10 protein-coding genes are annotated in these 13043 nt (G+C 40.9%); 7 read left to right on the forward strand and 3 right to left on the reverse strand.

What is annotated here, in order from left to right:
- Positions 1–38: 38 nt before the first annotated feature.
- On the forward strand, positions 39–932 hold the full coding sequence (locus tag I1A42_RS16825) for a ThiF family adenylyltransferase (protein ID WP_196124142.1): 894 nt from the start codon (positions 39–41) through the stop codon (positions 930–932).
- 87 nt (positions 933–1019) lie between these two features.
- Here I1A42_RS16825 and I1A42_RS16830 read toward each other — a convergent pair whose 3' ends face one another.
- From I1A42_RS16830 to prsT, 3 genes are all read right to left on the reverse strand, one after another.
- Positions 1020–1424, reverse strand: coding sequence for a VanZ family protein (locus tag I1A42_RS16830; RefSeq protein WP_161158600.1), 405 nt, complete (start codon positions 1422–1424; stop codon positions 1020–1022).
- A 23-nt stretch (positions 1425–1447) separates the two neighbouring features.
- A complete protein-coding gene (locus tag I1A42_RS16835) occupies positions 1448–2215 on the reverse strand; it encodes a S1 family peptidase (protein WP_161158599.1) in 768 nt (255 codons plus the stop codon).
- Positions 2216–2360: 145 nt separating this feature from the next.
- Positions 2361–5177, reverse strand: coding sequence for an XrtA/PEP-CTERM system TPR-repeat protein PrsT (prsT, locus tag I1A42_RS16840; RefSeq protein ID WP_161158598.1), 2817 nt, complete (start codon positions 5175–5177; stop codon positions 2361–2363).
- 517 nt (positions 5178–5694) lie between these two features.
- On the opposite strand from prsT, the gene I1A42_RS16845 reads away from it, so the two are divergent.
- The 6 genes from I1A42_RS16845 (at position 5695) to I1A42_RS16870 (ending at position 13043) form a co-directional block, all read left to right on the forward strand.
- Positions 5695–6801: a GNAT family N-acetyltransferase gene (locus I1A42_RS16845; protein WP_161158054.1), complete on the forward strand. Its 1107-nt coding sequence runs from the start codon at positions 5695–5697 to the stop codon at positions 6799–6801.
- 18 nt (positions 6802–6819) lie between these two features.
- Entirely contained in the window at positions 6820–8313 is a 1494-nt protein-coding gene (locus I1A42_RS16850) for an oligosaccharide flippase family protein (protein ID WP_161158053.1), read from the forward strand.
- Between the two features lie 61 nt (positions 8314–8374).
- A complete protein-coding gene (locus tag I1A42_RS16855) occupies positions 8375–10132 on the forward strand; it encodes an arsenate reductase/protein-tyrosine-phosphatase family protein (protein WP_161158052.1) in 1758 nt (585 codons plus the stop codon).
- Entirely contained in the window at positions 10129–11094 is a 966-nt protein-coding gene (locus I1A42_RS16860; protein ID WP_161158051.1) for a polysaccharide deacetylase family protein, read from the forward strand. The genes I1A42_RS16855 and I1A42_RS16860 overlap by 4 nt, the downstream gene beginning before the upstream one ends.
- 12 nt (positions 11095–11106) lie before the next feature.
- Positions 11107–12006: a polysaccharide pyruvyl transferase family protein gene (locus I1A42_RS16865; RefSeq protein ID WP_161158050.1), complete on the forward strand. Its 900-nt coding sequence runs from the start codon at positions 11107–11109 to the stop codon at positions 12004–12006.
- The gene (locus I1A42_RS16870) at positions 12003–13043 is read left to right on the forward strand and encodes a glycosyltransferase family 2 protein (protein WP_161158049.1); all 1041 of its coding nucleotides are present in this window, start codon (positions 12003–12005) and stop codon (positions 13041–13043) included. Before I1A42_RS16865 ends, I1A42_RS16870 begins: the two co-directional genes overlap by 4 nt.

The raw sequence follows: 13043 nt of genomic DNA on the forward strand, positions 1-13043 counted from the left end.
ATCATTTCTGGGATAATCCAGATGCCAAGGTGAACATAATGGATAGTCAAGAATATTATAAATTGGCAGTTACTCGTAATATTGGTTTGGTGACTGAGGAAGAGCAAACACGACTAAAGCATTCTCGGGTTGCAGTGGCGGGGTGTGGCGGTTTAGGGGGGCGAGAGCTGATCGATTTAGTTCGGATGGGGATTGGGCGTTTTAACCTGGCCGACTTTGATGAATTTAGCATTAAAAATGTCAATCGTCAGATTGGCGCGACCTCCTCTACCGCAGATAGACCGAAAGTTGAAGTGATGACTGAAATGGCGAAAGACATTCACCCATCGGTTGATATCAAAATGTTCCCTAATGGTATTCAAGAAGACAATGTGGTTGATTTCGTTAGCAATGCTGATATTATTGTTGATGCAATAGATTTCTTTTCAATGCCCGCGAGAAGGTTATTGCATAAAACTGCGCGTAAATGCGGGAAGCCTGTGGTTTTCGCTGCTCCGCTAGGGTTCTCAGGCACGATGAGTGTGTTTGTGCCTAATGGTTTGAGCTTTGACGAATATTTTGATATTAACGATGATATGGATTTGTTTGAGCAGTTAATTGCTTTTACTGTTGGTGTCGCCCCATGGGGAACTCACTGGAAGTATATGGACACCAGTAAAGTCGACTCTTCCGACCATTCTGGGCCATCTCTCGCTTGCGCCTGTAATATCGCCACTGGTTTATTAACGTCAGAAGTATTAATCATTTTATTGAATAAACGTGCACCGATGGCCGTCCCCAATTACATGCAATTTGACACTATGCGCTGTCTATACCGTAAGGGTAAGCTGCACTGGGGAAATCGAGGTCCATTACAGCGGCTAAAACGGTTACTTGCTGCGAAAAAATTCGCTGACCAAAGAGAAGTGTTACTCAACAATAAACCGTGCTAGTGGATCATTATTGATTAAATCTAAGCCCTCAATTCATGTATATGAATTGAGGGCTTTGTATTGTTAGTCGTAATGACCAACAGGTGTCTAGTCGGTTGCGAAACCCTTACGAGGTTTATGTTTGGCGTTTTTTTGCCACCAGATAACACATAGTGAGCCAATCACAACGCCACAAAAGTTAGCCAGAAAATCCAGCCAAGACGGTTCTCTTAAAGGCACAAACACCTGTAAATATTCAAGTGCAGCGCTGTAGAAAATGACCACGATTGCTGCCCCAAATATGGTTTTTATTTTGTCTAATCGCAGCAGTACGCTGCATAAAATGGCAAAGACAAGATAAGCGCTAATATGTGCCATTTTATCGAGATCGGGCACGCCAAAACTGTTTAAGTCAGGGACGACCGCATCAGGTGAGGAGTCACTTGCCAGAGAAACGTAGCCAATTAATACGGTATAGCCCATTAAGGTGAGTATTTTTAGACTTTGCAACATGATTCAACATTCCTTATTCGGCGTTACTTAGCATTCCGGGCAAGAGCGATTAAGTGTTTGATTGGTATTGCATATGTGATCGCGCTTGGATCAGACAAAATGGCTTCTTTGGTCGTTTTTACCAGTACTTTGTTGACGATCGCAACCACATTTCCTGTATCGACCTCATAGACTGGGCTGCCACTATTCCCCGGGTAAGCTGTGGCGTCTAACTGATACACCATATAAGGATGTCTAAGACGCTTAATTTGATTAACCGTTAATTCTCGTGATGTTCGTGCTGGGGTGACAACTGGCGTGATACAGGAAACGATACCGCGATGAGTCACAGGATAAAGCCCTAACACTGCTCCAATAGGGTAACCCGTAAATGCGATTTGTTCCCCTTCGCGAACTTGATGTGCTGACAAGGTTAATGGTTTTAGAGGCTCCCCTGGAATTTTAAGAATTGCGATATCATAGATTTGATCAATCGCAACGACATCTGCAAACCGAATTTTAGGATGAGCGCCGCGACCAACATAAACGGCGATTTGTTCTTTTGCTTCTTCATTTAATACTTCAGGAATGACATGCGCATTGGTTGCAACATAACTGCCATCTTTAATAACAAATCCGGTGCCTAAATAGCGAGAATGTTGATCGGAAAGGCGGCTGTAGGTGCCAATACCAACAATGGATGGCCTAATGGCTTGAATAGTATCTGGCAACGACATGGCGTGAACATTGGGCAGATACAGAATAACGGATACAACAAAGCAACGAATGAGAAACTGAATGAAGGTGTTCATGAATTGGTTCCCGTTAATTAAATACGTAACTGGCTGTGTTTTAACGTTAGCTCTTTATAAGGTATTTAATGGTTGGGCAGTATCCACTGTCCGTGATTAGAAAAGCGTTGCCTCACACCGAGAGTGTGAGGCAACGTATAGCTTGTTAAATATTCTTGAGCAAGTTTTCTAAATTACTTTTCATTGCCGTAAGCTTAGCATTGTTGGTATCGATATCATTTAAGACATCTTTCGCCAGTGCGTACTGTTTATTGGAAATTAGACTTTCAGCATAATGCAAGGCAATTTCTGCATTGTTGTATCCTTTAGTCGTTTTATACGCTTGGGATAGCAACGATACAGCCTCAGTTACTTTCTCTTTATTTTTCTCTTTATTTCCTTGTTTAAGTAAACAGTAACCGTATGTATCGATAATGACAGGCTGATTTTTCGCCATGTCATACGCTTTTACCGAATAGTTACAAGCAGTATCATAATCGTTCTTATTGATATATAACCATGCAATGTTATTTAGTGCGATTAGGTTTTTAGGCTCTCGTTTGATAATCGTTTGGTACTGTTCAATCGCGTCTTCTGGTTTATAACGGCTTTGAATATCGGCCAATAGTAGTTGCAGAGGTCGAGCTTTTTCTGGCCTAGTTTCTATTTCATTTTGTAAAAAATCGATCGCTTTTTTACGTTCACCAGATGCTTCGTATAGAGACGCTAACTCCCGAGCAGCGACTAAGCCAGGGGCTTTTTTGTAAATTTGTTCTTGAAGTTGCAGTGCTTTGGGAAAGTCCCGGTTAGCAACATGAATTCTCTCTTGCAGCTTCAAAGCGTACACGGAACCTTTAGGTTCTGCTGGCAAATTGTTTAACAGCTTTTGCGCTTCAGCGATTTGTTTCGACTTAATTAATAAGTTGATTTTAATTAAGGGGAAACGAATATCGTTAGGAAATTGTTGTTGAGCTTTCTGCGTGAGAGCGATCCCCGCAGAGAGATTATCCGATTCTTCATCAACTTGAATAGAACGTAAATAAGCATTGACACTATTAGGTGATAGCTTGCGCCATTTTTGATAGGCTCTGTCGGCATCGAACCAGAGTTTTTTCATAAAATAGAGGTTCCCGATGAGAGACCATGTTTCGCCAGTTTTTTCTTCGTCAGGAATATTTTCTAATAAAGTGAGTGCGGGCTGGGTCTTCTGCTCAGTAATGAGAGCAAATGCTTTTTGATGCAACAGTGATAGGTCTGAAGGGGATTGCTTAAGTTGCTGATCGATAAGCTCAATAACGTCATCCATTCGACCAGTTTTTTGTGCACTGCTAAATAAAAGTTGGATTGCTGCGATACTGTTAGGGTCTTTTTTCTTCGCTTGGTAAGCGTATTTGTAGGCTTGGTCATAATCATCTTGCAGCAGTAATGCACGTGCCAATGATTCTTGAGCTTTTACTTGATCAGGAACTATCTTCAACAGATCTTTGTAAGTTGCTTCGGCACCTTTATAGTCTTTGATCAGTAACTCATATTGGCCTTTTAAAGCCAAGGCATCAGTATCCTTAGGATTTTTTTTCAGCCATTTATCTGCAACGTCTTTAGCATCGTCGAGTTTACCTAATTTAAGGTAGTAGTACGCAACGCCTATTTCGGCTTTACGCTGATCTGGCTGCTGAGAAATGGCTGAACGCAGTTCCTTTAAACCACTTTCATCGTTATCAGCGAGCTTAACCATACCAAGCATCATCTCAGTATCATTACTTTTACTGCTGTTATACGCTTTTGTGGCTAATGAAAGCGCTTCATCATCGCGGCCAAGTTTAGATAACGTTAAGCTCATTTGAGAGACGAAACTACTGTTATCCTTTTTGTCAGTATCGAGACTTTCCATTTTGTCGATTGCTTCATCAACGTAACCCAATTTCATCAACGTCACTATGTAGAGGCGATTGGCAAAATGATCAGCAGGTAGACGTGGTAACACTTGTTTTAAACGACGGTCTGCTTGTTCATAAAGCTTCAATTGATAAGCTGATACGGCAGAAATCAACATTGTAGAGGTGTTTTTTGAACCATTATTGATGGCTCGATCCGCAGAGTCCTTTGCGCCGGTATAGTTTTTATCGGCATAGAGGATGGCAGCTTTAAGTTCGTTAGCAATAGGGTAATTAGGGACTGCGCTAAGCATCTTATCAACGTAGGGGGAGGCTTCCTTAAACTTTTGTGCAAGTACTAAAGCACGCGCGACGTAAAGTGAATAAAAGCTAGCGGCTGGGGATAGGCTATACGCTTTTTTGTAATCGGTGATTGCCTTGTCAGTGTTTTTTAAAGCCAGTTCAATGTGACCTTTCAACAACCATGAGTCGCTATTGGTTTCGTCTGCTTGTATCGCCTTATTGACAAAAGAGAGCGCGGCAGAGTTATCGTTATCGATGGCACTAAGACGAGTTTGTGCCAAATTAAAATACACTGACTTATCTAAGATGCCTTTATCAATCGTTGAAGTGAGCTTAGTTAGTAATGATTTTGCATTGTCGTTATTACGTAAATTGAATTCCGCAATCGCTTGTAATCCGACTAAGTCTGCTCTTGCTTTAGGTTGATTGATGTCTGACTCACTAATGAGTTCTATGGCATCATCATTACGGCCCATCGCCACTAAGGTTTTCGCGATGAGTGGCACCACAGTGGATTTGTCGGCACCTAAATGAAGCGAACGAGAAAGCTCTTTTTCTGCCGCTGGAAAGTTACCGTTCTGTAGGTAAATTTTTCCTAATAGTAATCTGGGCTCAGAATCTTTGGGCGATGATTGAATGGCATTTTTCAGTTCAATGGTAGCTGAACTGATATCGTTTTTACTTAAGTATTTTTGAGCGCTATTAACGTAGTCATTGGCGTAGCTTAAACCGGAAAACAATATCATTGACGACGTAATGCTAGAGAGTAAAAAAGCTCTAGGTGCACTTTTTTTATTCTGGAACATACTATTCCCTGATGCCTGATGTAAGTGAATATCCATAACAACTTTGGCTATAGTAGTCAGTTTTGCGCTTTTTTAGAAATAGAGCAATCAAAAAATAAGAGCAAAATAGGTACGGTATTATGCTTCGGCTTTTTAAACGTTTAATTGTTAATAATTAATGGAGTAAAAAGAAATACAATACGGTAATTATCTATATAGCTTTATGATTTATCTATAATAACGTGACATTCTTTCTCATGCTTGACTGTTTTGGTGGAAATTGTCTTATTTGTGAGAAAATAAACCTATTGTTTTACTGTTTTTTATAAAATAGGGGATTAGTGATTGATAATCATAATGTAATCTGAAATTTTAATGATATTAAAATGAGTAGCTCTGTCATCATCTCAATATTTAGGTATATAGTAGTAGTACTGTGAATTTAGTTAATTCAGATATATACCCAAGGGGCGATACGTGTTTGCTGAACCAGCATCTTGAGGTTATCTAGATCTGAACTCAAATTAAAGGAAATATAATGCTCCTTAGGGATAGGCAGGGGGTTCAAGTTGAGTGGTACAAAAATCCAGATAAACAATGGCTAGCAAACGCTTGGCGTGATCTTGAAAACAGAGCTAATGCCAATTTTTTCTTAAGCTGGCTATGGATAGGTACGTGGTTAGACTGTTTTGTTACGGATTTTCATTTGATTGAAGCCACACAAAACTCTAAAACCGTTGGGCTCGGTATCATTGTCACTAAGCGCCATGCGTGTGCACCGAATTGGTGGCGTAAACAACATTTTCTTCATCGTACTGGATCCCATGATGAAGACCAGATCTGGATTGAATATAACGACTTTTTAATCGCGAATAGTGATGCTCATGAGATTCGTGATGCTATGTGCGCCAGTATGCAAGCATGGATTGGTCCTAATGATACCTTTGTTGTGGGTGCAAGCCTGCCTGAAAAATTTGCCCCGATGACATCGTTAGGTGTTGCTGAAAGAACGGTGTGGGAAACTAAAAATTATTTTTTAGAATTGAGCAGCTTACGAGAAAAAAAACAAGATCTTTTGCAGGTTCTATCACGTAATTCTCGGTATCAGATCTCACGTAGTTTACGTGAGTATCAGCAAGTGGGTGCAGTGACAGTAACAACCATGACGACGGTACATGAAGCTCTCGCGTTGTTTGAAGCCGCAAAACCGCTTCATTTAGCTCGTTGGGGTAATAGCTCAAACGGTAGTGGTATGGTTAATCCTAAGTTTGTTGCTTTTCATGAAAAGCTAATTGCTAAAGGCATGAACAGCGGACACATTGAACTGCATCATGTGCAAGCTGGCGATGAAACCATCGGAATTATCTACAATTTTCATTATCGTGGTGTGGTGTATTTCTATTTAGGTGCGATGAATTATTGCCACTCTAGCCCTCATTTTAAACCCGGGTTAGTTTCACATTACCTATTGATTAATAAAGCCATAAAAGATGGCGTTAATGTCTATGATTTTATGGGGGGAGAGGCTCGCTATAAATCCACCTTTGCCAATCAAGAAGGCTGTTTAGTGGTATCACGTTACGGCCATCCGAGTGCATTTTTAAGCGTAGAAAATTTTGCTAGAGAAATAAAACATCGCTTGTGATTTTGGGTAACGTCCTAAATGGTAATTGATAATTTAAATAAAAAAGTCGCTATTGGTTATTTATGGAACTTGGCATCTAAATGGATAACAAGGTTTATAGGTATTATTAGTACGCTGATTCTAATTCGAATCTTGGCACCTAATGATTTTGGTATTGCAACATTAGCTAATATCGTTCTAGCATTATTTGTGATGTTATCGGAAGTGGGTAGTGATAAATATGTAATAAAATCTCAAGAATGTACCAATGAATTACTCAATAGTGCGTGGTCTCTCAATATTGCTCTTAAATTTTTTTGTGGAATTATTATTGCGAGTGTTGCACCGTATATTGCTGATTTTATTCATGAGCCTATATTAAGAAATGTATTATTAGTATGTAGCGTGATCCCCATAATTGGTGCGTTTAAAAATATTGGTATTCTTCAGTTTGAAAGAGATTTGAATTATCGACCACTGACTAAGCTATCTGTGGCCGTGAAATTGACCGTTTTTCCTATCACCATAGGATTAGCGTTATGGTTACAAAACTATTGGGCTCTGTTAGTCGGTACTTTAGTTAGTGAAGTAATCGGTGTCATCGGATCTTATCGCATTCATCCCTATCGGCCTAAATGGTCGATGAAACAATGGGGGAAGCAGTGGAGCTTTTCCAAATGGATGGTGATCTCGACAACAACAGGTTATTTGCGATCGCGTATTGATGCTTTTCTATTAGGGAAGTTTTTGCCAGCGAACGCTGTTGGGTTGTTCAGGGTTAGTCAGGAATTCGCTTGGTTGCCTTTTTCTGAAGTTATTGCCCCTGCTACCCGCTCTTTTTATGCCAGTTTGACAAAAGTCTCTAATGATAAGAAAGAGTTAATCGAGCAGTTGATTCGATATCAATCCATCGCATACTTGCTCGTTGTGCCATCTGCGTTTGGCATTTATGTTCTGCAAGATCAAATTGTCTGGGTTGTAATGGGTGAAAAATGGATGCCTGCAGCGCCTGTCCTTGGGTTATTAAGTCTTTTAATGTTGTCTATGCCACTTAACATCGCTTTGCAAAGTGTGCTAACTCATTTATCGAAAGTGAAGTACTTAGTGTGGATAGATGTAGTGATGATTTTAGCTATTGGTGGCAGTTTTGTTGCACTTTATCAACAAGGCGTTGAAGAGTTAGTCACCTATACCTTATTGCGCGTGATACTCGTGATCGTATTCATCATGATGTTGCTTATTTCCTATAAGTGGATATTGGGTATTCCGGTGATCCGCTTATTAACTTCGCTATTGATACCCATGTTACCCGCGTTAGTCATGTATTGGGGGATTGAGCAGTTATTGCTGATGATCCATTTTGTTCCCGTTATTAATTTAGCGTTGTCGATTGTGGCGGGAGCGGCAATTTTTACGCCTTTAATGCTTATTATGATTATAGCGTTTAGAAAATTACTTCCAGACTACCAATACTTATATGAGTTGATCATTCATGTCGCTGCAATGTTGCGGCGAAAAATAGTGACTAGGTAATGAGTGGGTTTATGGAAATGTTGTCCACTGCTGAGGAGTGCGATTACGTGAGAGAGGATGCATGCAACAACCTGTAACAGGAAGTAAGGTCTCTGTCCTAGTATTAGGAGAAGATACACGCAGTTTTCTATCCGTTATTCGGTCATTGGGAGAGGCGGGGTATGAGGTTCATGTTGTATGCTACGACAGAACCAGCCCAGCATTAGCCAGTAAATACATTACAACGGTAAAGTTTTATAACTATCAGGCTCTTACTGCGCAAGATTGGCTTAACAGTGTGATTGCGCTTGTTCAGCGTTATCAATTTGATGTGATTATTCCCTGTGACGAACGAGCACTTTATCCTCTGTGGTCAGCAAAAGAACGTCTCCCTAGTCACACGCAACTCGCGATTGCGAATCCGCAAGCACTCGAACATTTATTTGATAAGTGGAAAACAAAACGCGTTGCTCAAACATGTGGTGTGCCAGTTGCCGAAGGCCATATCACCACTATAGTGGAAACTAGCTATGATCAATTACAGCAACGTTATGGTGATCTTTTCGTCGTTAAGCCATTGCAATCATTTGAAGAAGATAAGTTAAGTCAACGGCAAAAAGTCGTCATTATCCATTCAGCGGAGGACTTTGCTGCTTTTCAACATGCGAACGACAGTCATCATACTTATTTAATTGAAGCCTTCTTTGCTGGTAAAGGCGAAGGGGTGTCTGTGCTGTCGATTCAAGGTGAAGTGTACGCTGCATTTGCTCATGTCCGGGTTGCTGAGCCAAATTCGGGCGGGGGGAGCTCATACCGGAAAAGTATTCCTTTGGATCCTGCTCTATTAGAGGCAGCAGAACAGATGTGTCGGCAGACTCAGTTAACTGGTGTGGCAATGTTTGAATTTCGGCGTAATGAGGCAGAACAATGGATTCTGGTCGAAGTGAACGCTCGCTTTTGGGGATCATTACCGTTAGCTGTCTATGCTGGAGTCGATTTTCCTAAAATGTACGTCGATTACTTGGTGACGAATCAGCCCCCACAGAGCAAAGTGTTGCAATATAGAAGCGTGACTGCCCGCGCTTTAACTGCCGATATTTATGAAATGAAACGGGAGTTTGAGTTGTTCAGTGAGACGAGGGGCACTAGTATCGCGCGAAAATATTTGTTGGGTAGGCTATTACAGATAGGGAACGTTATAACACCTAAAGAGACGCTTGATAGCCTGCAATGGCATGATATGAAGCCATTTTTAGCCGAGTGCTCAGCTTTATTTCGTACTCTAGTGCTCGCCAAATTACGCAAAACTCGTCTTCTGATCCGCTATCGACGTTATAAAACGCAAAGACAGCTTGCCCTTCTTTTTAAGCGTAATCCTAGGCGGCGAATTCTCTTTGTTTGCTATGGAAATATTATGCGCAGTCCTTTTGCCGCTGCGTATTTCCAAGATTCAGCCGCACAACAACACATTTCACTCAGTTGGGATTCATTTGGTTTCCACTTAATCGAGCAGCGCTCATGTCCTCAGTCAGCTTTTCAAGCAGCACAAAGACTGGGTGAAGATTTAACTTGTCACCAATCGAAATGGTTAAGTCAATTGGATATTCGAGAAACCGATATTGTTATTTACTTTGACCGACAAAATTACAGCAAATTGCACGCCTATTATCAGGTAAATCACGCTTTTTGTGCGGCAGACTTGTTAGATAATCAATTCCCTAAATTAGCCGATATTGACGATCCTTATGGACGAGGCATAGAGGGGGTCGAGGAGTGTTATCGCAAGATTTCTAATTCAGTCACTCGGTTGTTAACCATATATAAAGAGGCGGTTCAATGAGCGCGACACAACTCGCAATAGTCATTCATGCGGAAGAAGAGTTCGATTGGGACGGCGGTTTTTTTCGCTCAAAAGTGAAAGTCTCGCATGCTGATAACCTAATCCATGTGATGGATCGAATTATTGAATTAGGCGGTAAAATCACGCTCGCTATGGATTACCCATTTATCACTAGTGATGATGGCAAAAAGGTGGTGGATTACTACCGACATCAGCATGGTGTTAATGTCGAATTCGCAACTCATTTACATCCTTGGGTTAACCCCCCATTTGAAAACGAACATGACAGTGTTGATAACCATTTGTCGTATCCTGGCAATCTGTCTTATGAGTATGAATTTGAAAAAATAAAAGTACTGACTGAAACCATTGAGCGTATCTCGGGCTTTCGCCCAAAAACGTATCTTGCAGGGCGTTACGGCATTGGTGCTAATACGCAAAATATTCTTAAGTCTTTAGGTTATGAAGTCGATTTAAGTATCAGCGCCTATTGCGACTTTCGTCATCAACAAGGACCAGACTTTAGTCATTATTCGAACCAAAAATTCGTGGATAGCGAGATTACCTATCTTCCACATACTAGTTCGATTTTATCGGTCATTCCGCCTATTCGTAACTATTTAAACCGCCACCCGGAAAAGTTCACTTGGATTCAAAATAATAAATGGCGTCATTTAGTTGGAAAAATCATGCGAGTTAAGCGTTATCGCCTCTCTCCTGAAGGGTTTACTGCGCATCAGATGAAACAAGTGACTCAAGCTCAACTGCGAGTCGGTCAGCGCGATTTTATAATGTCATTCCATTCGCCAAGTACGAAAAGTGGGTTAACGCCATACACTCATACGGATCAAGATGTCGCCTATTTTCTCTCTACAATAGAAAATTATCTACGCTGTTTTACCCAGGAATACCAAGGTAAAACCGTTTTACCTTCAATGCTTTCTGCGTCATCTAGCCTATGAGGTTTCATTAGAATGAAAGTCTACGTTCACCCTTGCCAAACAAAAAATATCGGCGATGAATTTAATCGTTGGTTTTGGCATGAGATATTTGAAGAAAACATAGAACAATATTCCGATGATGTGCTGCTGGTAGGTATTGGAACAGTACTTAATGAGAAGTTACCTCACGCTAACGTTACGCATATTTTGGGGAGTGGCGTTGGTTATAGTGATAGTGATGTTATTGATTCTAAACATTGGACTATCCATTTTGTGCGCGGCAAGTTGAGCGCAAAAGCGTTAGGGATAGATCCTTTGTTAGCGATTTCAGATCCGGGCATTCTGATCAGTCGTTTAAGAGTGATTGAGTGTTCGCAGCGATATGATATTTCTTTTATGCCTCATATCGGCATCGACTCACCGCGATATAAAGCTTTTATTGAAGATGTGATGGGATGGCATTACATTTCGCCCTCCGATGAGGAAGAGGTTATTTTAAATGATATTGTTGCTAGTGGTAAGTTAGTGACATCAGCAATGCATGGCGCCATTATTGCTGATTCTTATCGCGTTCCTTGGTTCCCGGTTAACACTTCGGCAGAAATCTTACCTTTTAAATGGCACGATTGGTTTAGCTCTCTCAATATCAATGCTTCTTTAACTCACCTACCTGCTTATTGGGGCGAAATCCATTCGGGGTTTAAATCTCGATTAGTCAATACGGTTAAAGAAACACAGCTCAAATATCAATTGAGGAAAATACAAAACTCTCGACATTTTATCCTAAGTAACGCGCGTGAACTCGTGAGTAAACAAGAACAGATTCTTGCTAAATTACATGAGGTTAAACCGCTTATTTTTGAAAAGTCTTTGGTAGATAAAAGTCCCGTTACATCTCAACCCTCTGACAGCACAGTGAAGTTATCACAATGAATAGTACCTATGATTCATCTTCGGCAACCAATCCAGATAAAACAGTGAGGGTGGAGGGGATTTCTATCATTATTGCAACCTGTAATCGTCCTGAACTTGCTTATCGAGCGGTTAAAAGTGTGGTTGCGCAATCTTTGGTAGAAAAGCAAATCGTGGTCGTCAATAATGGTTCAAGTGTTGAAAATCAGGCTCACTATCAGACATTATTCGCCGAGTTAGCAGAGCAAATTGAGTATGTGGATTTGTGTACCTCACAGGCAATTGGAGTCGGTCCCTCGATTGCACGTAATGTTGGCCTATCTTATGTGACAGGGAAATACGTGACGTTTTGTGATGATGATGATGAGTGGATTGATCCCGAATATTTAGCCAATATTGCTCAATCGTTACGAAAGTATCAACCTGATATTCTCTTTTCCGACCAGAAAGCCATACAGGCTAACGGCACTGTTAAGGCGAAACATTGGTTTGATAATGATGCGTTACTTCACTCTTCGGTACCGCTCGATGATGGCGATATTTATCAGGTTGAAGCGAGTTACTTTTACCAACATGGAGGTTTCCCTCATCTTAATATCACCGTATATAACTATGAATTGATTAGTCAATGGGGGGGATTTTGTAAAGCTTTAGATTACGAGGAAGACTTTGAACTTTTCCATCGATTATTAAGCCACTCAAACCTGTTGCTCTATTATGACCAAGTCGTCAGTCTTCACCATATTCCCGATCAGCAATACCAAGATAATGTCACAACTGCAATGAATCAGCAGCATAAACAGCTATCACGACTATATATATTTACCAAACTGACGTTGGAAAGCCTCAGTCCTCAACTGAGTCGCTTTGCACGAATACACGCAAGTTATGCGGCGGCAAGGTTAGCTGAATTCGCCTTAGAAAAGAGGGATTTTGCGTTAGCCAAACAGATGTCGAAGCAAGCGATTAGTTGGCGGTTATCACCAAAGATGGCATTGCTGTTTGGGTATACGGTATTGCGCTCATGCATAGCCGCAGTTGGCAAAACACAAAGGTAG

This window comes from Vibrio nitrifigilis (assembly GCF_015686695.1).
Lineage (GTDB): Bacteria > Pseudomonadota > Gammaproteobacteria > Enterobacterales > Vibrionaceae > Vibrio > Vibrio nitrifigilis.

Excerpts from the sequence above, each read along its gene's own strand:
- I1A42_RS16825 (WP_196124142.1), top strand. The coding sequence starts at position 39 with ATGGATAGTCAAGAATATTATAAATTGGCAGTTACTCGTAATATTGGT.
- I1A42_RS16830 (WP_161158600.1), bottom strand. The coding sequence starts at position 1,424 with ATGTTGCAAAGTCTAAAAATACTCACCTTAATGGGCTATACCGTATTA.
- I1A42_RS16835 (WP_161158599.1), bottom strand. The coding sequence starts at position 2,215 with ATGAACACCTTCATTCAGTTTCTCATTCGTTGCTTTGTTGTATCCGTT.
- prsT (WP_161158598.1), bottom strand. The coding sequence starts at position 5,177 with ATGTTCCAGAATAAAAAAAGTGCACCTAGAGCTTTTTTACTCTCTAGC.
- I1A42_RS16845 (WP_161158054.1), top strand. The coding sequence starts at position 5,695 with ATGCTCCTTAGGGATAGGCAGGGGGTTCAAGTTGAGTGGTACAAAAAT.
- I1A42_RS16850 (WP_161158053.1), top strand. The coding sequence starts at position 6,820 with ATGGTAATTGATAATTTAAATAAAAAAGTCGCTATTGGTTATTTATGG.
- I1A42_RS16855 (WP_161158052.1), top strand. The coding sequence starts at position 8,375 with ATGCAACAACCTGTAACAGGAAGTAAGGTCTCTGTCCTAGTATTAGGA.
- I1A42_RS16860 (WP_161158051.1), top strand. The coding sequence starts at position 10,129 with ATGAGCGCGACACAACTCGCAATAGTCATTCATGCGGAAGAAGAGTTC.
- I1A42_RS16865 (WP_161158050.1), top strand. The coding sequence starts at position 11,107 with ATGAAAGTCTACGTTCACCCTTGCCAAACAAAAAATATCGGCGATGAA.
- I1A42_RS16870 (WP_161158049.1), top strand. The coding sequence starts at position 12,003 with ATGAATAGTACCTATGATTCATCTTCGGCAACCAATCCAGATAAAACA.